This is a genomic window from Pseudomonas sp. 14P5.3.2, from assembly GCF_057799175.1.
On the sequence record NZ_JBYOKU010000025.1, the window covers coordinates 65,862 to 90,855 of the forward strand.

A 24,994-nucleotide genomic window follows, 5' to 3' on the forward strand; every position below is an offset into this window, starting at 1 on the left:
ACCATGAACACGACCGTTGAATTGAACGACTTGCTCGGCTACGTCCGCCGACATTCCGCGTATTACCGCGAACACCTCAAGGCAGTCGCAATGCCCATCAGCGCCTTGAGCGAACTGCCCGAGATTGACCCTGAGCAATACTGGCTAGGTAGCCAGAATCCGCAGCAATGGCCGGTGCTGACAGGCCCGCAGAACGATGCGCTGATCTTCAAGACCGGAGGCACCACTGGCGCGGGCAAACTGTCGCTATTTACCCGCGCAGAATGGCAAACCCTGGTACACGATTTCGGCAGCCACCTCACGGCGCAACTGAACCCCGGGGACCGGGTTGCCAACCTGTTTTTCGTCGGGGATCTGTATGCCAGTTTCATATTCGTCCACGACGCCCTGGCCCATGTCGAGACAGCCGTCAGCGAGTTTCCCTTCACCGGAGCCGTCGACAGCGCGGTACTGGTCGACTCGATCGTTGCCTACCAGATCAATGTGCTGGCTGGCATACCGGCACAACTGTTGAAACTGGCCGCTTGGCTTGAGCGTCAGTCACTTGTGCTGGAGGGTGTCGAAACCCTGCTCTACGGCGGTGAAAGCCTGTTCGCCGCGCAACTGCAATTGCTCCATCGGGTGTTCCCGAACGCGCGTATCGCCTCCATCGGCTACGCCAGCGTCGATGCCGGGCTGATCGGCATCAGTGCCCGCGATTGCGCCTTGGGCGAACACCGGATGCTGGAGCGGCACAATCGGCTGGAGATCATCGATGAAGTGAGCGGTGAGGTCATCGAAGAATGCAACCGCAACGGCAGGCTGGTGGTGACCAACCTCACCCGTCGCCTGATGCCGGTGATCCGCTACCCCGTCGGCGACCTGGCGTGCTGGCGCGAACCAAGCGGAACCCCGATGCGCAAATTCGCCCTGATGGGGCGCAGCATGAGCAGCCAGCGCGTTCGAATAGGTGTACTGAGCCTGGACACGGGAGATATTGGCGATCTGGTGCAAAGCGTCGGCACCAGCGACAACTGGCAACTGGTCATCGAACAGCAGGGGAAAAAAGACCTGCTGAGCCTGCGGTGGGTGCCGGGTACGCTGACGCATGACATTTCCCTGACAACCTCAAGACTGCGCCGTGCGCTGATCGACCAATACCCGCTGATCGGGACTCTGCACAACGATCAGTTGCTCGATCTGCACGTCATCGCTTGTGCAGGCGATGAACTGACTTGTCATCCACGTTCCGGCAAGCGTCAGCGGGTCGTCGACCGGCGCGATTATGAAAACCCGCGCCCGAGGCGAGAATGATGGACACGGTAACCCTGCGACGCTACCGCATCGCTGACGCACCGGCCGTCAGTCGCCTGTTCGAGGAAGTCTACGGCGATCATTACCCTCAACCGCACGTGTATCTGCCCTGCATGATCAGCCAGAACCACAACGACGGCCGCTGGCACTCGCTGGTAGCGGTGGTGAACGAGAAAATCTGCGGGCACGCCACGTTGTTTCGCCAGTCTGGCAGAAGCTTTCTTGCGGAACTGGCACTGACGGTGGTGCACCCGGACACTCGCGGGCAAAACATCGCCACACAGTTGGGCCAGCAGTTATTGATTCATGCACAGGCGCTTGATTGCCAGGGCGTCACGATCAAACAGGTCACGCACCATCCCTACACACAGCGCATGGCCGCCGGTCTCGGGTTCCACAGCATTGGACTGTTGCCGGACTACGCACCCTCTCCGTTCGGCGGGCCGGGGCGTGAGACGATCGTTGTCGGCCACCGCACCATAGACGGCTATCGTCGCCCGCTGCCGGCACTGGCCTGGCCACAGGATTGCCGGGAATTGATGTCGCATCTGGAATCAGCTTTCGGGACCAGCGATAAAGCCGCGCCGTGGAAAGGTCCGAGGGTGCATTTCGAACGCGCATTGGGGCGCTATGACATGGTGCTCAAAGAGCTCGATGACAGCTTGCTCAAGCAAGTGGTGCAACTGCCAGCGCACTGGCTGATTTCGATCCGGCTCAGACTCGCCCAAGGGTTTTCCAGCTCACTGCAACAACTCGCGGCTGCAGGTTTCGCCTTCACCGGGATTGTCCCCGATGAACGCAGCGAAGGCTGGCTGGCGCTGTTTCATCGCGGCTGTCAGCCGTCCACGCTGACGTTGCACTGCCCGCACATGCAGCGTTTGCAGGATCATATTCGGCAGACCGGCGAAGGGTTTCAGGGCTAGAAACGAAAACGGCCCACCCAGCGTATGGGTGGGCCGTTTTTGATCGGCTTATGCCTTGGCTTTGACGCCTTGGTCCACAGGTTTCGGCGCGTTGCCTTCACCGTAGGTTTTCAGGTTCTGCAGCACGTAGATCGCCTTTTTGTATTCGGGGATCAGGTTCTTGCCGTACGCATTGCCATTGAGGCCATTGGTCTGGATCGCGTCGAGCTGGGTGGCGAAATACTCCAGCGCATTGAACTTGGCATCGACGTCTTTGGTCACGCCGAACCGGTCGAACTTGTCGCCGGCGTTCATCAACGTAAAGGAGGTGATCTCCGAAATCAGCCCGCGGCCACGCAGGAAGGCACTCAGATTGCCCAGTTGCTTGACCGAGGTGTTCGCCGGATCAAAGCCCTTGATGTTCTTGCGCAGGCCCTGCTTGTCCATTTCAGCGGTGTTCAGCGCGTTCGGATCGTTGCCAACCATGGTCAGCATCTGTTGCACCTTGACGCTCTGCGCCACCTGCTTTTTCGCGCCTGTATTGCGAACCAGCACCCCTGCCTTGCTCTCCCAGCCGCCGACAATGCCGATCGTCATGAGAAGACTCCCTGTGAAATAACCATGAAATGTCCTTGCTGGACCACTCGAATGCCGGGAAGTATCTACCGGCCCAGTGATGGCACCAACCCTTTTAGTGCGGTCGCTTACAATTTCTGTACATTCTCGATACAAATCGCCAGAGGTTCACTGTGGCGCGGCTTCATGGCAGTTTGACGATAGCTGCCGATTCCTTTTTCACGCCGATTGACGTGCCGGTGAATTCATTTGTATCGAGGTCGATACGCCCTTCTGTCAGCCCATCGCTTTCTTGCACGAAAGTACCTAAAGCTTCGCCGTTCGCCGACGATACGCTGGTGTAATCCCGCCGTTTTTCCCTCGACCCACAATAAAAAATCGCAGCTCAAGGACCGGTATCCATGCCCGCATTCCGCACCATTCAGGCTCGCTACACGTTGTTTCTGGTTCTGTTCATCCTGCTGCTGTCGGTGCTGACCGTGGTCGGTATCAGCCAACTGGTCGCGCCCAAGCTTCGCCAGACTGAAGAACAGGTAGTGCTCAATCGCATCGCCGAAGTCGCCGAACAGATTCAGGGCGAGTTGAACAAAGTGCAGTCACAGCAGCGCAGCATTACCCAGACCATTCCGCTGCTCGACAGCGCGGCCATCGATACGGTGCTGCCGGGGCTGGTGGATCAATACGGCGAGCAGAAAGTTTTCGGTGGCGGGATCTGGCCATTGCCGGGCCAGCGCGAGGCCGGGCGCAACAAATTCAGCACCTTCTGGCACCGCGACGCCTCGGGCAAATTGGCGGTCAACACGTTCTGGAACAGCGACGCCGCCCCCAACTACTACGACCAGAGCTGGTACAAGGGCGGTATGCAGACCCCGCGCGGCCAGTGCGCCTGGGCTGCGGCCTATAAGGATGATGCGAGCGCCGAACCGCGCACCAACTGCGCCATGGCGATCCAGAAAAACGGCGCGGCATGGGGTGTGTCGACCATCGACGTGACGCTGGGTTTCTTCAACGATCTGGTGGCGCGCAAGGAAAAAGACCTGAACGCCGAAATGCTGATCGTCGAGGCCGACGGCAAGATCATCAGCAACAGCTCGCGCATCAGCGGCCCGATCGTGCTGAAGAACATCAGTGAACTCGCTGCCGGCTCGACCTTCGCCAGTCAGGTCAAGGCTGGCCTGCAAAACCGTGATCAGGCGCAACGCGTCGAGTTTGACAACAACGGCGAAGCCAGCACCTTCTTCATGCGCCCGATCGAAGGCACGCCGTGGTTCCTCGCCACCGCCCTGCCGACCAAGATGCTTACCGCCCAGCGCGACGACGTGCTCAGCAGCCTGAGCCTGTTGCAGATTCCGCTGGTGATCCTGCTGGTGCTGTTGCAGGTCTATGCGATCCGCCAACTGGTTTCGCGGATGAAAGCCCTGAAGGCCAACATCGACTCGCTGTCCAGCGGCGATGCCGACCTGACCCGCCGCATCACCATCCGCGCCGAAGACGAACTGGGCGCCATCGGCCACTCGGTCAACACCTTCATTGCCTATCTGCAAAACATGATCGGCGAAGTGACGCAGGCCACCGGTGCCATGGCTTCGAGCCTCGATGACCTGCAGCGTACGTCGGCCAACACCAGCCAGATCCTGCTGCGCCATGCTTCGGAGACTGATCAGACCGTCACCGCCATCACCGAGATGAGCTCGACCGCCGAAAGCGTTGCGCAGAACGCCGCTGAAACCGCAGCGTTCACCCAGCGCGCCAACGAAAACGCCGACCGTTCGCGGGTGGTGGTCGGGGAAGCGACCAACAGTGTGGTGGCCTTGATCGACGAAGTGGCCAGTGCCACCCAGAAAGTCGAAAACATGCAGCAGGATGCGCAGCGCATCACCGAAATTCTCGGGGTGATCGGCGCGATTGCCGGGCAGACCAACCTGCTGGCACTCAACGCTGCTATTGAAGCCGCGCGCGCCGGTGAACAGGGTCGCGGCTTTGCCGTAGTGGCCGATGAAGTCCGCGCCCTCGCCGCCCGCACCCAGGCCAGCACCTCGGAAATCAACGAGATGTTGACCCGCCTGACCCAAGGCGTGAGTTCGTCGGTCGCCGCCATGGAAAACACGCAGGCCAGTTGCCAATCCGCCGCTGACGCCACGGCCCGGGTCAACTCAGGCCTGGATGAAATGGCCGGTTCGGTCAGCCACATCAACAGCCTCAGCACGCAAATCGCCACCGCTGCCGAACAGCAAAGCGCGGTGACCGAAGAGATCAACCGCAGCATGGTACAGATCCGCCACATGGTCGAAGAACTGGTGCACAGCGGCCAGGCCAGCGAACTCAATACCCGTCAGTTGCTCGAAGCCAACAACCGGGTGAGCGCGATCATGGGGCGGTTCAAAGTCCGTTGATTCCCCTACCAGTCTATTGTGGCGAGGGAGCTTGCTCCCGCTGGGTCGCGAAGCGGCCCCAACTCTGGCAGCGGAATAAACAGGAAGCCGAAGTTGACCGATTGGCGACTGCTACGCAGCCGAGCGGGAGCAAGCTCCCTCGCCACAGAGCGCATCTCCATTCCGCCTGACAGATTTGTAATCTCCCGCTCAGCAGGCTGTCAGGCTTGATCCATGATCATCCTGCCAGCCTGCCTTGTATCAACTTGAAACACTCCGTTGATGCCCGGCAGGATAATCCGGTCAAAATACTTTCCTTTTTGACCGTCATCCTTGTCGAGAGCCCACCATGCGAACCTCCCTGCGACTGGCCGCCCTCAGCGCCCTGCTCCTGTCCTCCCTGGCCCAGGCCGCCGAGCTGATCCCGATCGAAGTGCATCGCGACGCCAATTGCGGCTGCTGCAAGAAATGGATCAGCCATCTCGAAGCCAACGGCTTCAAAGTCGAAGATCACGTCGAAAGCGACATGAGCAGCTTCAAGCAGCAACACGGCGTGCCACCGCGCCTCGGCTCTTGCCATACCGCGCTGATCAACGGCAAGTTCGTCGAAGGCCATGTGCCGGCTCAACAAGTGCTGGCCCTGAGCAAACGCGACGATCTGCTGGGTATCGCCGCTCCGGGTATGCCCATGGGTTCGCCGGGCATGGAAATGGACGGTATGAGCGATGCCTATCAAGTGATCGGCCTGAAAAAGGACGGCACGGATGTGGTGGTGGCGGACTACCCGGGCCACTGATGGCTGCCGGTTACGTCGGGCTGTTCGCGGCGGCGTTCGGCGCTGCGACGCTGTTGCCGCTGCAATCCGAAGCGCTGCTGGTCGGTCTGATCGCCAGTGACCGTTACTGGCTCTGGGGCCTGCTGGGCGTGGCGACGCTGGGCAATGTCCTCGGTTCGCTGGTCAACTGGTGGCTGGGACGCGGCCTCGAACGCTTTCAGGATCGGCGCTGGTTTCCCGTCAACGCCAGACACATGGCCACCGCGCGCAAACATTATGAGCGCTACGGACATTGGTCGCTGCTGCTGAGTTGGCTGCCGGTGATCGGCGATCCGCTGACCCTGATCGCCGGCGTCATGCGCGAACCGCTGGGGCGCTTTCTGCTGATCGTCACGCTGGCCAAAGCTGCGCGCTACGCCGTGGTGGCGATGCTGACCCTGGGCTGGCTCGGTTGAACATTCACGCCACGGCGTTGCCTGTGGTTAACGTCGCCCTAATCCGGGCGTTCCAGCATCGGTCGATTTCCATGGAGTTTGCCCTTATGTCCGTCACGCTCACACGCTGGCTGCCCGGCCTGTTCCTCAGCGCAGCGCTGCCGCTATTGGCCCAGGCGGCCGTGCCCGGCGAAGCGGCGCCCGACAACGCCCCGAACGACGCCCCGACCTATGGCCCGGAACTGCAAGGTTTCCAATACCCCTACACGCTCAAGCACTTTGCCTTTGAGTCACAGGGGAAATCCCTGCAGATGGGCTACATGGACGTTGCCGCCCAAGGCAAGGCCAACGGTCGCACCGTGGTGCTGATGCACGGCAAGAACTTTTGCGCCGCCACCTGGGACAGTTCGATCAAGGCCTTGAGCGAGGCCGGTTACCGGGTCGTCGCGCCGGATCAGATCGGCTTCTGCACCTCCAGCAAACCTGACAACTATCAATACAGTTTCCAGCAACTGGCGACCAACACTCATCGCCTGCTCAAGACGCTCGGCATCCAGAAAGCCTCGCTGCTCGGCCACTCCACCGGCGGCATGCTCGCCACGCGCTACGCGCTGCTGTTCCCGGATCAGGTCGAACAACTGGCGCTGGTCAATCCGATCGGTCTGGAAGACTGGAAAGCCCTTGGCGTGCCCTATCGCACCGTTGATCAGTGGTATCAGCGCGAACTGAAAGTCACCGCCCAAGGCATTCGTGACTACGAGCGCACCACCTATTACGACGGCCGCTGGAAACCCGAATTCGACCGTTGGGTCGACATGCTTGCCGGCCTGAGCAATGGCCCGGGAAAAACCCGGGTGGCGTGGAACTCGGCGCTGATCTACGACATGATTTTCACCCAGCCGGTGTACTACGAGTTCAAGGACCTGAAGATGCCGACCCTGTTGCTGATCGGCACCTCTGATACCACGGCCATTGGCAAGGATCTCGCTTCCCCCGAGGTCAAGGCGAAAATCGGTCACTATGACGTGCTCGGCAAGCAGGTCGCCAAGCTGATCCCACAGTCGACGCTAGTGGAATTCCCCGGCCTGGGCCACGCGCCGCAGATGGAAGAACCGGCAAAATTTCATCAGGCCTTGCTCGGCTGGCTGAACAATTCCAATCCCGTTCGTTGATGAGGTAAGGCTGATGGCGGTGCAGATTGCAGTAATCGATGACTGGCAGGACGTGGCACGGGGCGTGGTCGACTGGTCGGTGCTCGACAGCATCGGCGAAGTCAGCTTCGTGCATGACTACCCGGCGGACAACGCCGTGCTGGCCGAACGACTGGGCAAGTACCAGGTGATCTGCGTGATGCGCGAGCGCACGCGTTTCGACCAGGATCTGCTGCAGCGCCTGCCGAACCTCAAGCTACTGGTCACCGGCGGCATGCGCAACGCGGCGCTGGATATGCAGGCGGCCGCCGGCCTCGGCATCAAGGTCTGCGGCACCGACAGCTACAAGCATGCGGCACCGGAACTGACCTGGGCACTGATCATGGCCGCCACGCGCAACCTGGTGAATGAAGCCAACTCCTTGCGCGCCGGTGGCTGGCAGCAAGGGCTGGGCGGCGACTTGCATGGCAAGACCCTGGGTATCCTCGGTCTTGGCAGCATTGGCCAGAAGGTCGCGCAATTCGGTCAGGTGTTCGGCATGCGCGTGATTGCCTGGAGCGAAAACCTCACCGCCGAGCGCGCGCAGCAGGCCGGCGTGACCTACGTCAGCAAGCAGGAATTGTTCGAGCAGGCCGACGTGCTCTCGGTGCACCTGGTACTCAGCGAACGCAGCCGCGGGTTGGTCGATGCGCAGGCGCTGGACTGGATGAAACACACCGCGTTGCTGATCAATACCGCGCGCGGGCCGATCGTCGATGAAGCGGCGCTGATCAAGGCATTGCAGAAACACAAGATCGCCGGGGCGGCGCTGGATGTGTTCGATCAGGAGCCGCTGCCTGAACTGCACCCGTTTCGCACACTGGAGAATGTGCTGGCCACGCCGCATGTGGGGTATGTGAGTCGGCAGAACTATGAACAGTTCTTTTCGCAGATGATCGAGGATATTCAGGCTTGGGCGGCGGGAAGCCCGCTGCGCCTGTTGAACTGATCGTCATTGCTGGACGGCGGTGGCCCGACTGACGCCTTCGCGAGCAAGCCCGCTCCCACATTGGAAATGCGTCGTACACAAATCAACTGTGGGAGCGGGCTTGCTCGCGAAGGGGCCTTAATAGACAACACATCAACAAACTGCCCGCACCACAACAGTGCAGCTTCCTTCCCCGCCAGCACAGAAACGTGACCGGCCAGTCACCGTTTTGGCCCTTCCATAGAAAAAAACCTGCACTTCGTCGGTGCGTTCAGCCCTGCACACCACGTCTTTCAATGCCTGCAAACCGATTGTCGAACAATTTACCCATTTGCTCTCGCCCGCTCTAGGATCTGGCCTAGACTGATTTTCGCGGGGTTAGACCAGTCGGTCACTGCACGTAAAAAAAGTCGAAACTTTTGCGTGAAGCGGCTGGTCATCTGCAACACAGGGGCAACGTGACTGGTGCAATCCTTGCAACGCCCCCTTCACCCATTCTGCTTGCGCGTGTTGGGTAGCGTTTGCTCACCGATGCGTGGCGCGTTTGCGCCCGGCCACAGGATTTGGCCATGGATATGGCTTGTTCCAGACAAGAAACAGATCAACGAGACGGGAGATTCATATGATCAGTGCGGCATTGGATATTCAGGGAGAGCGTGCTCAGCAGGCGGTTGGCGAATCGAGCACGGTGAGTCTTCCCGGCAGCCGGTCGATCAACGTCCCGGGCACCAAAACGCTGACGCCGGTCGCCAGCCAGAATCCCAACAAGAAGAAAGTGTTGTTCGTGACCTCGGAAATCGCCGATCTGGTGAAGACCGGTGGTCTGGGTGACGTCTCCGCCGCCCTGCCCCGCGCCATGGCGCACCTGCACGATGTGCGCGTGTTGATCCCCGGTTATCCGCAGGTGATGCACAGCGAGAACCCGATCCATATCATCGGCGAACTCGGCGGCCATGCCGCGTTGCCACCGTGCAAGATCGGCCGCATGGACATGCCGGACGGGCTGGTGATCTACGTACTGATCTGCCCTGAACTCTATGAACGTGAAGGTTCGCCCTACGGTGCCAACAACGGCCGCGACTGGCCGGACAATCATATTCGTTTCGCCCGCCTGGGCCTGGCCGCTGCCGACATCGCCGCCAACCTCGCACAAATTCACTGGTGCCCGGATCTGGTGCACGCCCACGACTGGCCGGCCGGCCTGGCCCCTGCTTATATGCACTGGCGCGGGCAGCGCACGCCGACCCTGTTCACCATTCACAACCTGGCTTATCAAGGCGTGACCAGCCTCGGCTCGTGCCCGGAACTCGGCATCCCGACCCATGCCCTGCAACAGGAAGGCATGGAGTTCTACGGCAAAATGTCGTTCCTCAAGGCCGGCATGGCCTATTCGAGCCACATCACCACGGTCAGCGCCACCTACGCCCAGGAAATCACCACCCCGGATTTCGGCTGCGGTCTGGATGGCTTTCTCGCCGCCAAGACCCAGCAAGGCTTGCTCAGCGGCATTCCCAACGGCATCGACGAGAGTTGGGACGCGGCCACTGATCCGCACCTGTTTGCGCCGTTCGCCATCGGCGACTGGGAAGGCAAAGCGGTCAACGCCGCCCATGTGCGTGAACTGTTTGGCTTGAAAGACTCCACTGGCCCGCTGTTTGCCGTGGTCTCGCGCCTGGTCTATCAGAAAGGCCTGGACCTGACTGAAGCAGTCTCCGAGTACATCGTGCAGAACGGCGGCCAGATCGCGATCATCGGCCGTGGCGAGCCGGAAGAAGAACAGGCCATGCGCGAACTGGCGCTGCGCTTCCCCGGGCAGATCGGCGTGCGCATCGGCTTCAATGAGACCGACGCCCGGCGCATGTTCGCCGGCAGCGATTTCCTGTTGATGCCCTCGCGCTATGAACCCTGCGGCCTGAGCCAGATGTACGCCCAGCGTTTCGGCTCGCTGCCGGTGGCGCGCAACACTGGCGGCTTGGCCGACACCATCGAGAATGGCGTCACCGGTTTCCTCTTCGACGAATCCACGGCCGACAGCTACCGCGAAGCCCTGAGCCGCGCGTTCAAGGTATTCGCCTTCCCCGACTTGCTCAACGCCATGCGCTGCCGGGCGATGGCCGCGCCGTTCAACTGGTGCAAAGCGGTCGAACCCTATGCCGAGCTCTACGAACAACTGGTCGCCAAGGCGCTGGGTAAAGCCGGCCACAAATAACTCACGGAGCTTTTCACGATGCCGTTACGGACCCAAGAAAACTGGCCCCACGGCGCGATCATGCAGGACGCCGAACACACTCAGTTTGCGCTGTGGGCACCGGATGCGTTTTACGTCAGTGTCGAACTTGAAGATGGCCAGTCGCTGCCGATGTTGCCGCAGGCCGATGGCTGGTTCGTGATCAAGACCCGGTGCCCGGCGGGCACCCGTTACCGCTTCAACATCGATGGCGAACTGGAGGTGCCCGACCCGGCCTCCCGTGCTCAGGACGGCGACATTGACCGCTACAGCGTGGTGGTCGATCCGCTGGCCTATCAATGGCGCCACACCACCTGGAATGGTCGGCCGTGGAGCGAAGCGGTGATTTACGAGTTGCACGTCGGCGCACTCGGCGGCTTTGCCGAAGTCGAACAGCATCTGGCGCGCCTCGCCGAACTGGGCATCACCGCTATCGAATTGATGCCGCTGGCGCAATTCCCCGGCACCCGCAACTGGGGCTACGACGGCGTGTTGCCCTTCGCTCCGCAAGCCTCCTATGGCACCCCGGAACAACTCAAGCACCTGATCGACAGCGCTCATGGCCATGGTCTGGCGGTGATTCTCGACGTGGTCTACAACCACTTCGGCCCCGACGGCAATTTCCTTGGCCGCTACGCCAAGGGCTTTTTCCGCGAAGACAAACAGACCCCATGGGGCGCCGCAATCGATTTTCGCCGCGATGAAGTTCGCGAGTTCTTCATCGAAAACGCGCTGATGTGGCTGTTTGAATATCGCTTCGATGGCCTGCGTCTGGACGCGGTGCATGCGATAGAAAGTCCGGACTTCCTGCCCGAACTCGCCCAGCGTATTCGTCAGCAGACTGATCCGGCTCGCCACGTCTGGCTGACCGTGGAGAACGAGCTCAACCAGTCGAGCCTGCTCGAATACGACTACGACGCGCAGTGGAACGATGACGGCCACAACGCCTTGCATGTGCTGCTGACCGGCGAAACCGACGCCTATTACGCCGACTACGCGCTGCAACCTACGGAACAACTGACGCGCTGTCTGAGCCAGGGTTTCGTGTTCCAGGGCCATATCACCCGCCACGGCGAACCCCGGGGCGAACCCAGCGAACACCTGCCCTCCACCGCTTTCGTGCTGTTCCTGCAGAACCACGACCAGATCGGCAACCGTGCCTTCGGTGAGCGCCTGCATCACCTCGCCGATCCACGGGCACTGCGGGCTGCCACGGTGCTGTTGCTGCTATCGCCGATGATCCCGCTGATGTTCATGGGCGATGAATACGCCGCCGAGCAACCGTTTCTGTTCTTCACCAGCCACCACGGCGAACTCGCCGAATTGGTGCGCGAGGGACGTCGCAACGAGTTTTCCGGGTTCGCCGCGTTTACCGATCCGCATAAACGCGAGCAGATCCCCGACCCGAATGCCGAGGAGACCTTCCATGCCTCGCAGCCCCGACTGATTGGCAGCGGCACCGCAAAACAGCAGGAAACCCTCGCGCTGTACCGGCAACTGCTGCAATTGCGCCATCAATACATCATTCCCAATCTGTCCGGCACCCAGGCGCTGGGCGCGCACATGCTCGGCTTCGGCGCGGTCACTGCGCGCTGGCGCCTGGGCGATGGCAGTCAGCTGCGAATTGACCTGAACCTCAGCGATACGCCAGTGGTCAACCCTGCACAGACCGACGCCGTGTGGTTGTTTCAGCAGCCGCCTGCAGACGATTTGTCGGAACCGGGCATCCTCGCCCCGTATTGCGCGCTTGTCAGCCTCACGGCCGCAACCCCCTTGCAACCTCTGGATGGAGAGCGCCTATGAGCGATGCGCAACTGGAAATACTCGCAAGCCGCGCCGGCCTTGCCGTCGACTGGATCGACGCCAACGGCCGTCCGCAGAAAGTCGCCCCGGCAGTACTGCGCAATGTCCTCACCGGCCTGGGCCATCCGGCCAATACCGCCCAGGAAATCGACGCCAGCCTGTTGCAACTGCAACAGGTGCAGCAGGATCGCCACCTGCCCCCCCTGCTGACTGCAGACGTTGGCGTCGGCGTTGATCTGGCCCGCTACTTCGAACCTGAAACCCCGTGCGAAATCCATCTGGAAGACGGCTCGCGGCTGAACCTCAAGCTCGACGCCGAAGCCGTGCTGCCGGGGCTGATCCCGGTCGGCTATCAACAGGTGCACATCGCCGATCAGTATTTCACCTTGGCCGTGGCGCCGGAGCGTTGCTTCAGCGTTGGCGATGCGGTGGACAATCCGATCCCCCGTGTGTGGGGCCTGAGCGCGCAACTGTACGGTCTGCGCCGCCCCGGCGACGGCGGTTTCGGCGACACCCAGGCATTGGAAGAGCTGGCCCGGGTGGCCGGCGAGCGCGGCGCCGATGCGCTGGCGATCAGTCCGTTGCATGCGATGTTCAGCGCCGATACCGGGCGCTACAGCCCCTATTCGCCGTCCAGCCGGCTGTTCCTCAATTCCCTGTATGCCGCACCGGGCGCGATACTTGGCGAACGGGCGTTGCGCGATGCGATCGACGCCAGCGGTCTGGCCGAGCAATTCAGGCAACTGGAAGACCTCAAACTGATCGATTGGCCTGCCGCCGCCGATGCCAAGTACAAATTGCTGCAAGCCTTGTACGACGGTTTTGTCGCGGGCGAGCATCCGTTGCATGCCGACTTCGCCAGTTTCCGCCATGCCGGTGGTGAAGCGCTGGAAAATCACTGCCGCTTCGAAGCCATTCAGGAAATGCGTGCCGACCGTGGCGAAAGCCTCGACTGGCGGCAGTGGCCGGAGCACTGGCACGAACCGCGTGGCGCCGCCCTCGAAGCGTTTGCCGAAGAATACGCCGAGCGCATCGGCTACTTCGCCTTTTGCCAATGGCTGATTCATCGTTGCCTGGAGCGTGCACAAACCGCTGCGCGCGGCGCCGGCATGCGCATCGGCCTGATCGCTGATCTGGCAGTCGGTGCCGACGGCGCTGGCAGCCAGGCGTGGAGCTTTCAGGACGAACTGCTTGCCTCACTCACCGTCGGTGCACCGCCGGATATTCTCAACCGCTCCGGTCAGGGTTGGGGGATTTCCGCGTTCTCCCCCGAAGGCCTGATCCGCAACGGCTTTCGCGCTTTCATCGACATGTTGCGCGCCAACTTCGCCCATGCCGGCGGGCTGCGCATCGACCATGTGATGGGCCTGCAACGCCTGTGGGTGATCCCCAACGGCGCCGCACCGGCCGATGGCGCTTATCTGTATTACCCGTTTGACGATCTGTTGCGGCTGTTGACCCTCGAATCCCATCGGCACCAGGCCATTGTCCTCGGTGAAGACCTCGGCACCGTGCCCGACGGCCTGCGGGAAAAACTCAGTGCGCGCTCGATACTCGGCATGCGTGTGCTGCTGTTCGAACAGGACAACACCCGTTTCAAACCGATTCTCGACTGGCCGGATAACGCCCTGGCGACCACCACGACCCACGACCTGCCGACGCTCAACGGCTGGTGGCATGGCCGCGACATCGACTGGAACTCGCGTTTGGGCTTCGTCGATGCCAACGGTGAAATCGAATGGCGCCGTCATCGTCAGCGGGAACGCGAAGGCCTGCGCGGTGCGCTGAGTCAGGACCCGCAAAACTTTCGCGAAGAGTCCCACGAAGCCGATCAAGTGGTCGATGCCAGCGTGCGCTTCCTCGGTCATACCCGCGCGCCGCTGGTGCTGCTGCCGCTGGAGGACGCGCTGGGTATCGACGAACAGGCCAACCTGCCCGGTACCATCGACAGCCATCCGAACTGGTCGCGGCGCCTGCCTGGCAACAGCGAAGCGTTGCTCGATGGCGTCGATGCTGCGCGGCGTCTGGAACTGCTGGCGTGCGCGCGCCTGCAAGCTGCCGAGCGTGACCAATGAACCAGACGCTCATCCAGCCACTGCGCGCGACCCTGCGCCTGCAATTTCACAAGGGCTTCACCCTGGAACAGGCAGTGCCGCTGGTGCCGTACTTTGCCCGCCTCGGCATCAGCCACATTTATGCCTCGCCGCTGCTCGCGGCCCGCGCCGGTTCGATACACGGCTACGACGTGGTCGACCCGACCCAAGTCAACCCGGAGCTCGGCGGCGAGCCGGCGCTGCGGCGTCTGGTCAGCACCCTGCGCGAACACAACATGGGGCTGATCCTCGACATCGTCTCCAACCACATGGCCGTCGGCGGCAGCGATAACCCCTGGTGGCTCGATCTGCTGGAATGGGGCCGACTGAGTCCTTACGGCGAGTTCTTCGACATCCAGTGGCACTCGCCGGACCCGTTGATGGAAGGCCAGTTGCTGCTGCCGTTTCTTGGCAGCGATTACGGCATCGCCCTGCAGGAAGGCACGCTGAAATTGCGCTTCGATGCGCAGCAAGGACGCTTCCACGTCGAGCATTACGACCACCACTTCCCGATCTGCCCGAATGACTACGGCGAGCTGTTAAAACCAGTCGAGGCGCTGAAATCCCTGGCCGATCGTTTCAGTACTCTCAGCTACCAGACCGACGCGCATGCGTTGGCGATGCCGCTCAAGGAAGAACTGAAAGAGCTGGCGAGCGATCCGCAGGTCCTCGCCGCGATCACGGAAAGTCTCGCGCATTACGACTCCACCACCGCAGAAGGCTTCGACAAGCTGCACCAGTTGCTCGAGCGCCAAAGCTACCGTCTCGCCAGTTGGCGCACCGCAGCGGATGACATCAACTGGCGGCGCTTTTTCGACATCAACGAACTCGGCGGCTTGCGCGTCGAACGCCCGGCCGTGTTCGAAGCGACCCACGGCAAGATCTTCCAGCTGATTAGCGAGGGGCTGGTCGACGGTTTGCGCATCGACCACATCGACGGCCTCGCCGATCCGCGTGGCTACTGCCGAAAACTGCGGCGACGCCTCGACTTTCTCGCGCCGGGCCGGCACTTGCCGATCTACGTCGAGAAGATTCTCGGCGCCGGCGAAACCCTGCGCACCGACTGGGCGGTGGATGGCAGCACCGGTTACGAGTTCATGAATCAACTGTCGTTGCTGCAACATGATCCCGACGGTGAATACGTGCTCGGCGATCTGTGGCAACGGCGCACCGAGCGCCCGGCGGCGTTTATCGAAGAAGCGCAACTGGCACGCCAGCAGATCCTCAACGGCTCGCTGGCCAGCGACTGCGAAAGCGTTGCCCAGGCGCTGCTGCAAGTGGCGCGCGACGACCTGATGACCCGTGACCTGACCCTCGGCGCGATCCGTCGGGTGTTGCAGGCGCTGATCGTGCATTTCCCGGTGTATCGCACTTACATCAGCGCGCTCGGTCGCTCGGCGCAGGATGAACAATTCTTCCAGCAAGCCATGGACGGCGCGCGGCAGACGCTGGGCGAAGGCGACTGGCCGGTGCTCGACTGCGTGGCGGCCTGGCTCGGTGGCACGCCCTGGCGGCACAAGCCGCGCGGGCGCTCGCGCAAGATCCTCAAGCACGCCTGCGTACGTTTCCAGCAACTGACTTCGCCGGCAGCGGCCAAAGCCGTGGAGGACACCGCGTTGTATCGCTCGGCGGTGCTGCTGTCGCGCAATGACGTCGGCTACAACACCGAGCAGTTCAGCGCACCGGTCAGCGACTTCCATGCGGTCAATCAGCAACGGCTGGCGGCGTTCCCCGACAACCTGCTGGCCACTGCGACCCACGATCACAAACGCGGCGAGGACACCCGCGCCCGCCTGGCGATACTCAGCGAACGCGGCCACTGGTACGCCGAACAGGTCGAGTTGTGGCGTGCCCTCGCCCGGCCGTTGCGCGACGATGATCAAGTGCCGTCGTCCGGCGATGAACTGATCCTTTATCAGGCGCTGCTGGGCAGTTGGCCGCTGCAATTGCGTGACGACGATCAATCAGGTTTCAGCGAATACGCCGAGCGCATCTGGCAGTGGCAACAGAAAGCCCTGCGCGAAGCCAAGCTGCAAAGCAGCTGGAGTGCGCCCAACGAGGCCTACGAAAACGCAGCGCAGACGTTCACCCAACGACTGCTCACCGGTGCAGAAGGCGAGCTGCTGCGCGCCGCGCTGAGCAAGACGGTCAACAGCATCGCTGCGGCCGGCGCCCTCAACAGTCTGGCGCAAACCTTGCTGCGTATGACCGTGCCGGGGGTGCCGGATCTGTATCAGGGCAACGAGTTCTGGGACTTCAGCCTGGTCGATCCGGACAACCGCCGGCCGGTGGATTACGCCGCGCGCGAGCAGGCCCTGGACGGGCACGCGCCGCTTGAGGAACTGCTGGCGAACTGGCGTGACGGGCGCATCAAGCAAGCGTTGATCGCCCAAGTGCTGAACCTGCGCGCCGAACACGCCGAGCTGTTTCGCCGGGGCACCTATCAGGCCCTGGAGGTGCTGGGCGAGCAGGCGCACAACGTGCTCGCGTTCGCCCGTGAGCACGAGGGCGACTACGCCATCGTGATCGTGCCGATCCGCTGCGCGACGTTGCTGGAAAACAGTGCCGTGCCGCGGGTGGATGCGCTGCGCTGGGGCGATACGCGAGTGGTTTTACCGTTCGCCGCCTCTGACACAAACCTGAAGGGACTTTTTTACAGCCGCGCAGTCACAAAAAACAGGGAGCTGAACGTCAGCGCCGCGCTGGGGGATTTCCCGGTCAATCTGTTTATCCAACTCTTTACGTAACGACGAGTTCAGTTCAGGAGCATTGCGATGAGTACCGACGATAAACGCATCCGCGAGTTTGCCTATCAGATCTGGGAATCCGAGGGCAAACCTGAAGGTCATGAAGCGCGTCATTGGGAAATGGCGCGCAAACTGGCCGAAGCCGAGGCTCTGGCGCCGAAGAAGTCGCCCAAAGCCGCTGGCAGCAAAGCCGCCGGCAAAGGCCCCGACAGCAAGGCCCCGGCGGCCAAGCCGAAGCCTCCGGCGGCGGCGGCCAAAGCCAAACCGGCCGGTGCCGCCAAAGTCGTACCGCCGGGTGAAAAGCCCGCCGAGAAAAAGCCGCGCGCCCCACGCAAGCCCCCGGCCAACTGACCCACCCGGAATATTGAACTGAATCACCGTGTGGCGAGTTCGCTCGCCACCGAGGGCCAACTCGTCCTCAAGAAACCCCAAACAACCCCTGTCAGGGAGAGATGTCTGTGGTGAGGGGATTCATCCCCGATCGGCTGCGAAGCAGTCGCAGGGCCGCTGCGCGACCCATCGGGGATAAATCCCCTCACCACAGATTCTGTTCCCACAGTTGATCCGTTATCCGAACCAACCCGTTTTGCAGGAGCAATCATGTCCAGTCCAAAAAAAAAGGCCGAGCCCGCAGCGCACGCTGAGCCATCGAGAATCCGTGAAGGCCTGCCCTTCCCGCTCGGCGCAACCTGGGATGGTCTGGGGGTGAACTTTGCGCTGTTTTCCGCCAACGCCACCAAGGTCGAATTGTGCATCTTCGACGATGCCGGTGAAGTCGAACTCGAACGTATCGAACTGCCGGAATACACCGACGAGATTTTCCACGGCTATCTGCCCGACGCCCATCCGGGGCTGATCTACGGCTACCGCGTCTATGGCCCGTATGACCCGGCCAATGGTCATCGCTTCAACCACAACAAACTGCTGATCGACCCTTACGCCAAACAATTGGTCGGCCAGTTGAAATGGTCCGAGGCGTTGTTCGGCTACACCATCGGCCATCCCGACGCCGACCTCAGCTTCGATGAACGTGACAGCGCGCCGTTCGTGCCCAAGTGCAAGGTCATCGACCCGGCGCACACCTGGGGCAACGACCATCGGGTCAGCGTGCCGTGGGACAAGACGATCATTTACGAAACCCACGTACGCGGCATCAGCATGCGTCACCCCTCGGTGCCAGAGAACGTGCGCGGTACATTTGCCGGTCTGATGGTCGATGACGTGCTTGAGCACATCCGCAAACTCGGCGTTTCGAGTGTGGAGTTGCTGCCGATCCATGCCTTCGTCAACGACCAGCACCTGCTGCACAAGGGCATGACCAACTACTGGGGCTACAACAGCATCGCCTTCTTCGCCCCGGATCCGCGTTACCTGGCCAGCGGCAAGATCGCCGAATTCAAGGAGATGGTCGCGCACCTGCACGAGGCCAATCTGGAAGTGATCCTCGACGTGGTCTACAACCACACCGCCGAGGGCAACGAGCAAGGCCCGACCCTGTCGATGCGCGGCATCGACAACGCCTCTTACTACCGCCTGATGCCGGACGACAAGCGCTTCTACATCAACGATTCCGGCACCGGCAACACCCTCGACCTCAGTCACCCGTGTGTGCTGCAGATGGTCACCGACTCGCTGCGCTACTGGGCCAGCGAGATGCACGTCGACGGTTTCCGCTTCGATCTGGCGACCATTCTCGGGCGCTATCACGACGGTTTCGACGAGCGTCACAGCTTCCTCGTCGCCTGCCGTCAGGACCCGGTGCTGCGTCAGGTGAAAATGATCGCCGAGCCTTGGGACTGCGGCCCCGGTGGCTATCAGGTCGGCAACTTCCCGCCGGGCTGGGTCGAGTGGAACGACAAATTCCGCGACACCGTGCGCGCGTTCTGGAAAGGCGATGACGGCCAGGTAGCCGACTTCGCCAGCCGCATGACCGCGTCCGGCGAGATGTTCAATCAGCGTGGACGGCGGCCGTACTCGTCGGTGAATTTCATCACCGCCCACGACGGTTTCACCCTCAACGATCTGGTGTCGTACAACGACAAGCACAACGAGGCCAACGACGAAAACAACCAGGACGGCAGCAACAACAACCTGTCGTGGAACCACGGCGTCGAAGGCCCGACCGACGATCCAGAGATCAACGCACTGCGCCACCGGCAGATGCGCAACTTCTTCGCCACGCTGCTGCTGTCGCAGGGCACGCCGATGATCGTTGCCGGCGATGAATTCGCCCGCACCCAGGACGGCAACAACAACGCCTATTGCCAGGACAGCGAGATCGGCTGGGTCAACTGGGATCTCAGCGAGGACGGCAAGGCACTGCTCAAATTCGTCAAACGCCTGATCAAGCTGCGTATGGCCTATCCGATCCTGCGCCGTGGGCGTTTCCTGGTCGGCGAGTACAACGAGGACATCGGCGTCAAGGACGTCACCTGGCTTGCGCCGGATGGCACCGAGATGACCACCGAACACTGGCACGACGCGCACAACCGCTGCCTGGGCATGCTCCTCGACGGTCGCGCACAGGAAACCGGGATCCGCCGCAAGGGTGCCGATGCGACGTTGCTGCTGGTGGTCAACGCCCACCATGACATCGTCAACTTCAGCCTGCCGGAAGTGCCGGAAGGCAGTTTCTGGACCTGCATGATCGACACCAATCAGCCATCGATTCGCGGTCAGGAACGCTTCGATTTCGGCCATGAGTATTCGGTCACCGGCCGTTCGCTGCTGCTGTTCGAACTGCAACGCGAAGAAGAAGACTGATATGGACCTGCACAGTTATCTGGCGCGCCGCCCGCCGGACTATCACGACACCGCCGCACTCGGCCATTGCCTGCGGGCGCTGGTCGAGGCCGGTCTGGATCAGTTGCCGTTACCGGGCAGCGGCCGCACGCTGGAGCGCTTTCAACGTCTGGCGGAAGTCGGCGGGCATGATCTGGGCTTGTGCAAACTCTACGAAGGCCACACCGACGCACTGGCGATCATCGAACAACTCGGTGGTTCGCCCACCCCGGGCAGCACCTGGGGCATGTGGGCGGCTGAACCACCGCAGGCTCGGGTGCAGGTGCGACCGGCCGGGCACATGGTGCGCCTCGACGGGCGCAAGGCCTGGTGCTCCGGAGCGGCGGTGCTCAGCCATGCACTGCTCACCGCGTGGGACGCCGAAGACCGTCAGCAACTGGTCGCGGTGGAGCTGGATCAACCGGGCGTGACCATTACCGATCAGGGCTGGCAAGCGGTCGGCATGGGCGCCACCGGCAGCGTCGAAGTGTTATTCGACGGCGCTGAAGCCCAGGCTATCGGCGAACCCGGCGACTACCTGAATCGTCCGGGCTTCTGGCAAGGCGGGATCGGCATCGCGGCGTGCTGGTACGGCGCGGCGCGGCAGATCGCCGAAGCACTGCGGCAACACTGCGCGCAACGCCAGGAGCCGCACGCCCTCGCCCATCTCGGGGCGGTCGATGCGGCGCTGTACGCGGCGGCGAATGTACTGCGTTTCAGTGCCCTGCACATTGATGCGCATCCCGAGGCCGATGCCGCACTGTTGGCGCGGCGTGCCCGCGCAGTGGTCGAGCAATCCGCTGAGCAAGCGATGCGCGACGTCGGGCGTGCGCTGGGTGCCGGGCCGTTCTGCAAGGATCGGCACTTCGCCCGGCTGATCGCTGATCTGCCGGTGTTCCTGCGCCAGAGCCATGCCGAGCGTGACCTCGCCGCGCTCGGCCAGTCGCTGGCCGAACACCCCGAGGAGGCCTGGACGCTATGAATGCCGCGAACAAACCCGATCCGATCATCGGCCACCAGGGTACTTCCCTGCTGCAATGGCAACACTCCCGGCACCTGGCGGCGCTGGACAGCGTCGATGTCCTCAGTCTGGTGCCTCCGGGTGCCCGCGCGGTGATAGTCGCCCCGCACCCGGATGACGAAGTGCTTGGCTGCGGCGGCCTGTTGCAGTTGCTGGCCGCCGCCGGGCGTCAGTTGCAACTGATCTCGGTCACGGATGGCAGCGCCAGTCATCCCGGTTCCGAGCGCTGGCCGGTGGAACGCCTGAGCGTGGTGCGACCGCAGGAATCGGCCGAAGCCCTGCGCCGCCTCGGCGTGCCGCTGCACCGGATGAAATGGCTGCGCGGCGGTTTCACTGATAGCCAGGTCGCCGCTGATGAGTCGTCGCTGGTCGCGTTCATCGAACGCCACCTGCGCCCCGGCGACGTGGTGTTCAGCACCTGGTGCGAGGACGGCCACTGCGATCACGAAGCCGCCGGTCGCGCCAGTATCGAAGCCGCACGCCGGGTCGGCGCCACCTGCCACGAATTGCCGGTATGGACCTGGCACTGGGCCTCTCCCGAAGACGCGTCGGTGCCGTGGCAGCGCGCACGCAAGATTCTGTTGTCACCCGAGCAAGTGGCGCGCAAACGCCACGCGGTGCATGCGTTCGCCAGCCAGTTGGAAGGCGACCCGCAAGCCGGGCTGCAACCGGTGTTGGCGCCGTACGTGCTGGATCGTCTGCTGCAACCGTTTGAAGTGGTGTTCCTATGAGCGTCGATGATCGTTACTTCGAAGGTCTGTTCAGCGCCAACGATGATCCCTGGGCGTTCCGCGAGCGCTGGTACGAACAGCGCAAACGCGCGATCACCCTCGCGGCCCTGCCCCGCGCACATTATCGGGCGATCTTCGAACCCGGTTGTGCCAATGGCGAACTCAGCGCCGAACTCGCTGGCCGCTGTGACCGTCTGCTGTGTTGCGACACCGCCAGTGCGGCGGTGAATCTGGCGCGTACCCGATTGAGCCTTTTTGACCACGCCGAGGTGCGCCAAAGTCGCCTGCCCGGCGACTGGCCAGAAGAAAAATTCGACCTGATTGTATTTAGCGAAATCGGCTACTACCTCGATGCCCAGGATCTGACAGAAGTGATCCGGCGCATCAGTGAATCCCTGACGGCTGACGGGCAATTGCTGGCCTGCCACTGGCGCCCGCCCATCGACGGCTGCCCGCTCAATGCCCGTCAGGTGCATGACCTGATTCATGAGCAACTGCCGCTGCCGCGTCTGGCGCTGCATCAGGAAGCGGACTTCATCCTTGAAGTCTGGAGTCGCGAGCCGCGCTCGGTGGCCGCACTGGAGGGCCTGCGATGATCGGTATTCTGATTCCGGCGCATAACGAGGAAGACCTGCTTGAGCAATGCCTGAGCGCAGCGCTGCGCGCCAGCAAACACGGGCTGCTGGCCGGCGAACCGGTCGAGGTGCTGGTGGTGCTCGACAGCTGCACCGACCGCTCGGCGCAGATCGTCAACCGCTTTCCGGTGCGCAGCCTGCACATCGACGCACGCAATGTCGGCCAGGCCCGCGCCGCCGGCGCGCAGATCCTGCTGGAGCGCGGCGCGCGCTGGATCTCCTGCTCCGACGCCGACAGCCGGGTGGCCGATGACTGGCTGGTGGCGCAGCTCGGGCTGGGCGCCGACGCGGTGTGCGGTACGGTGACTGTCGAACACTGGGATCAGTCGTTCGACGAAGCCGCGCAAATCCGCTATCACAGTCACTATCAGGCCCGTGACGGGCACCGGCACATCCACGGCGCCAACCTCGGGGTCAGTGCCGACGCCTATCGCTGGGCGGGCGGCTTCCCGCCGCTGGCCTGCGACGAGGACGTGCAACTGGTGCGGCGACTGGAGCGGTGCGGTGCCGACATCGCCTGGAGCCATCGCCCGCAAGTGCGCACCAGCGCCCGTCTGGACAGTCGCGCACGCGGTGGATTTGGTGACTATCTGCGAAATCTGGCACAGCTTGGCCAAAAAAAAGCGGATCAGATTGATCTGTGACGCGACGAATCGGCTGGCATGAGCAATACTCTGCTGCGCGGCAATCCAGGGTTCGGAGCGTCGCACGGCAATCCATCCGCCTTCACGGGTCGAGCGCGCCTGCTTTTCCACGGTGCAGATACGACTGAGGGCCAGAGACGACAAGGACGTAACACCCATGAAACCGTTATTCCTCAGCGAAAACCCGCTGCCGGCGCAGATATGGAACAGTGCCCCGCAGCTCGACAACATTCCCGTCATCAATACCCACAGTCTGGTACCCCCCGGTGCCCGAGCCGTCGTCGTCGCCCCGCATCCGGGTGATGAAGTGGTGACCTGCGGCGGGCTCCTGCAACTGCTCGCCAGCCTCGGCCATCCGCTGCAATTGCTGTCGATCACCGACGGCAGCGCCAGTCATCCCGGCTCGCGGCAATGGTCGGAAAAACGCCTGAGCGTGTTCCGTCCCCAGGAAAGCGTCGAGGCCCTGCGCCGTCTCGGCTTGCCGATGCACAGTCTGAAATGGGTGCGCGGCGGGTTTACCGATAACGCCCTGCTCGACCGCGAGGCCGACCTCACCGACTTCATCGCCCGCTACCTGCGTCCCGGCGACGTGGTGTTCAGCACCTGGCGCGACGATCGCACTGACGACCACGAAGCGGTTGGCCGCGCCAGTGCCAAAGCGGCAGCGCAAGTCGGCGCGACCTTCCATGACGTGCCAGTCTGGGCCTGGCACTGGCCGGAACGCGATCAGAACCTGATCCCCTGGGAACGCGCGCGCAAACTGCGACTCGACACCTGGACCGTAGCGCGCAAAAGCCACGCCACCCACGCCTACGCCAGCCAGCTCAAAGGCGAACCGGCGATCGGCATCGCGCCGCTGCTGCCACGCGTAATCCTCGAGCGGATGCGCTTGCCCTACGAAATCGTCCTCATCTGAAGAAATACATTCCCCCCTGTGGGAACGGGCTTGCTCGCGAAAAGGTCGTGTCAGGCACTTAATGTGTCGGCTGGCACACCGCATTCGCGAGCAAGCCCGCTCCCACATTGGCATGCGCTGAGCCAATAGTTATGGCAGCACCCGGTTAAAACTGTGGGAAAGGGCTTACTCGCGAAGAGGCCGTGTCAGGCACTTAAGGTGTCGGCTGACACAACGCATTCGCGAGCAAGCCCGCTCCCACATCGATATGCGCTGAGCCAATGGCTACGGCAACACCCGGTTAACACTGTGGGAAAGGGCTTGCTCGCGAAAAGGTCGTGTCAGGCACTTAAGGTGTTGGCTGGCACACCGCCTTCGCGAGCAAGCCCGCTCCCACATCGATATGCGCTGAGCCAATAGTTACGGCAGCACCCGGTTAAAACTGTGGGAGCGGGCTTGCTCGCGAAGAGGCCGGTACGGCTGGCAACCATCTCATTCAAGCCCTGCAGACACTGCCGACGACACGCACAGAAGGCGCCGAGTGATGCCGGAAAGCGACTTTTTATCCGTCGGGCCGTGCCTTACCACTCGTCAGAAAACAGCGCCTACCTGTAATTTCTGACAGTAGCCAGAGCCGTCATCTTCAGCGCTGAATAACTCCACGCCCTTTGTCTCCCGACAGTTCGCACGGAGTTCCGACCATGCTCGTTCAGCCCAAGAAGAGAATCTCTGCCCCCCATTCACTGCTGGACCCGTGGGTCCCCGGGCGCCTCCTGCCTTCCGGCCAGTGGGGGATCAACCGCGCGGCGGTATTCGCCTTTCCTGACCTCGGCATGCTTGTCTTGATCCCCGCCTGGGCCAAAAAGGATATCGGCGACACCGTCAAGCTGCTGCTCGATGGCCGTGAGGTCGACGGGCGTCCCATCATCAATAAGAGCGAACTCGAG

At 62.3% G+C, this 24,994-nt stretch carries 19 protein-coding genes and 2 pseudogenes; 20 read left to right on the forward strand and 1 reads right to left on the reverse strand.

Annotated features, from left to right (window positions below; all coding sequences use genetic code 11):
- The first annotated feature begins 3 nt into the window (after window positions 1-3).
- Together AC27VU_RS19595 and AC27VU_RS19600 are read left to right on the forward strand one after the other, a co-directional pair.
- On the forward strand, window positions 4-1,293 hold the full coding sequence (locus tag AC27VU_RS19595) for a phenylacetate--CoA ligase family protein (RefSeq protein ID WP_488724716.1): 1,290 nt from the start codon (window positions 4-6) through the stop codon (window positions 1,291-1,293).
- Window positions 1,293-2,216 carry a GNAT family N-acetyltransferase gene (locus AC27VU_RS19600; protein WP_488724717.1) on the forward strand — a complete coding sequence of 308 codons (924 nt, stop codon included), beginning with the start codon at window positions 1,293-1,295 and terminating at the stop codon, window positions 2,214-2,216. Before AC27VU_RS19595 ends, AC27VU_RS19600 begins: the two co-directional genes overlap by 1 nt.
- A gap of 48 nt (window positions 2,217-2,264) precedes the next feature.
- Here AC27VU_RS19600 and AC27VU_RS19605 read toward each other — a convergent pair whose 3' ends face one another.
- Window positions 2,265-2,792, reverse strand: coding sequence for a hypothetical protein (locus AC27VU_RS19605; RefSeq protein WP_003224565.1), 528 nt, complete (start codon window positions 2,790-2,792; stop codon window positions 2,265-2,267).
- Between the two features lie 380 nt (window positions 2,793-3,172).
- Here AC27VU_RS19605 and AC27VU_RS19610 point away from each other — a divergent pair.
- The 18 genes and pseudogenes from AC27VU_RS19610 to AC27VU_RS19695 all read left to right on the forward strand — a co-directional run.
- Window positions 3,173-4,303: pseudogene (locus AC27VU_RS19610) on the forward strand (HAMP domain-containing protein); the annotation flags it as partial.
- A 333-nt stretch (window positions 4,304-4,636) separates the two neighbouring features.
- Window positions 4,637-5,164: pseudogene (locus AC27VU_RS19615) on the forward strand (methyl-accepting chemotaxis protein); the annotation flags it as partial.
- Window positions 5,165-5,492: 328 nt separating this feature from the next.
- Entirely contained in the window at window positions 5,493-5,939 is a 447-nt protein-coding gene (locus AC27VU_RS19620) for a DUF411 domain-containing protein (RefSeq protein ID WP_488724718.1), read from the forward strand.
- Window positions 5,939-6,373, forward strand: a complete 435-nt coding sequence (locus AC27VU_RS19625; RefSeq protein WP_226499439.1) for a YqaA family protein — start codon at window positions 5,939-5,941, stop codon at window positions 6,371-6,373. The genes AC27VU_RS19620 and AC27VU_RS19625 overlap by 1 nt, the downstream gene beginning before the upstream one ends.
- Before the next feature lie 86 nt (window positions 6,374-6,459).
- Window positions 6,460-7,524 carry an alpha/beta fold hydrolase gene (locus tag AC27VU_RS19630; protein WP_003224556.1) on the forward strand — a complete coding sequence of 355 codons (1,065 nt, stop codon included), beginning with the start codon at window positions 6,460-6,462 and terminating at the stop codon, window positions 7,522-7,524.
- Between the two features lie 13 nt (window positions 7,525-7,537).
- A complete protein-coding gene (locus tag AC27VU_RS19635; protein WP_488724719.1) occupies window positions 7,538-8,491 on the forward strand; it encodes a D-2-hydroxyacid dehydrogenase family protein in 954 nt (317 codons plus the stop codon).
- Window positions 8,492-9,092: 601 nt separating this feature from the next.
- Window positions 9,093-10,679 carry a glycogen synthase GlgA gene (glgA, locus tag AC27VU_RS19640; protein ID WP_488724720.1) on the forward strand — a complete coding sequence of 529 codons (1,587 nt, stop codon included), beginning with the start codon at window positions 9,093-9,095 and terminating at the stop codon, window positions 10,677-10,679.
- Between the two features lie 18 nt (window positions 10,680-10,697).
- Window positions 10,698-12,500, forward strand: a complete 1,803-nt coding sequence (treZ, locus tag AC27VU_RS19645) for a malto-oligosyltrehalose trehalohydrolase (protein WP_488724721.1) — start codon at window positions 10,698-10,700, stop codon at window positions 12,498-12,500.
- On the forward strand, window positions 12,497-14,575 hold the full coding sequence (gene malQ, locus AC27VU_RS19650; RefSeq protein ID WP_103483311.1) for a 4-alpha-glucanotransferase: 2,079 nt from the start codon (window positions 12,497-12,499) through the stop codon (window positions 14,573-14,575). The genes treZ and malQ overlap by 4 nt, the downstream gene beginning before the upstream one ends.
- Window positions 14,572-17,340 (forward strand): malto-oligosyltrehalose synthase, encoded by a 2,769-nt coding sequence (locus AC27VU_RS19655; protein ID WP_488724722.1) that lies wholly within the window; start codon window positions 14,572-14,574, stop codon window positions 17,338-17,340. The genes malQ and AC27VU_RS19655 overlap by 4 nt, the downstream gene beginning before the upstream one ends.
- A 27-nt stretch (window positions 17,341-17,367) precedes the next feature.
- Window positions 17,368-17,691, forward strand: a complete 324-nt coding sequence (locus AC27VU_RS19660; RefSeq protein WP_488724723.1) for a DUF2934 domain-containing protein — start codon at window positions 17,368-17,370, stop codon at window positions 17,689-17,691.
- A gap of 249 nt (window positions 17,692-17,940) precedes the next feature.
- The gene (gene glgX / locus AC27VU_RS19665; protein ID WP_488724724.1) at window positions 17,941-20,103 is read left to right on the forward strand and encodes a glycogen debranching protein GlgX; all 2,163 of its coding nucleotides are present in this window, start codon (window positions 17,941-17,943) and stop codon (window positions 20,101-20,103) included.
- A gap of 1 nt (window position 20,104) precedes the next feature.
- The gene (locus tag AC27VU_RS19670; protein ID WP_488724725.1) at window positions 20,105-21,103 is read left to right on the forward strand and encodes an acyl-CoA dehydrogenase; all 999 of its coding nucleotides are present in this window, start codon (window positions 20,105-20,107) and stop codon (window positions 21,101-21,103) included.
- On the forward strand, window positions 21,100-21,873 hold the full coding sequence (locus AC27VU_RS19675) for a PIG-L deacetylase family protein (protein ID WP_488724726.1): 774 nt from the start codon (window positions 21,100-21,102) through the stop codon (window positions 21,871-21,873). Before AC27VU_RS19670 ends, AC27VU_RS19675 begins: the two co-directional genes overlap by 4 nt.
- Complete coding sequence (locus AC27VU_RS19680) at window positions 21,870-22,469, forward strand: SAM-dependent methyltransferase (RefSeq protein WP_003224537.1); 600 nt, start codon at window positions 21,870-21,872, stop codon at window positions 22,467-22,469. Before AC27VU_RS19675 ends, AC27VU_RS19680 begins: the two co-directional genes overlap by 4 nt.
- The gene (locus AC27VU_RS19685) at window positions 22,466-23,152 is read left to right on the forward strand and encodes a glycosyltransferase family 2 protein (RefSeq protein ID WP_473019546.1); all 687 of its coding nucleotides are present in this window, start codon (window positions 22,466-22,468) and stop codon (window positions 23,150-23,152) included. Before AC27VU_RS19680 ends, AC27VU_RS19685 begins: the two co-directional genes overlap by 4 nt.
- Window positions 23,153-23,309: 157 nt before the next feature.
- Entirely contained in the window at window positions 23,310-24,068 is a 759-nt protein-coding gene (locus AC27VU_RS19690; protein ID WP_201137780.1) for a PIG-L deacetylase family protein, read from the forward strand.
- Window positions 24,069-24,748: 680 nt separating this feature from the next.
- The coding region (locus AC27VU_RS19695) for a hypothetical protein (protein WP_488724727.1) at window positions 24,749-24,994 on the forward strand (246 nt) is incomplete at its 3' end.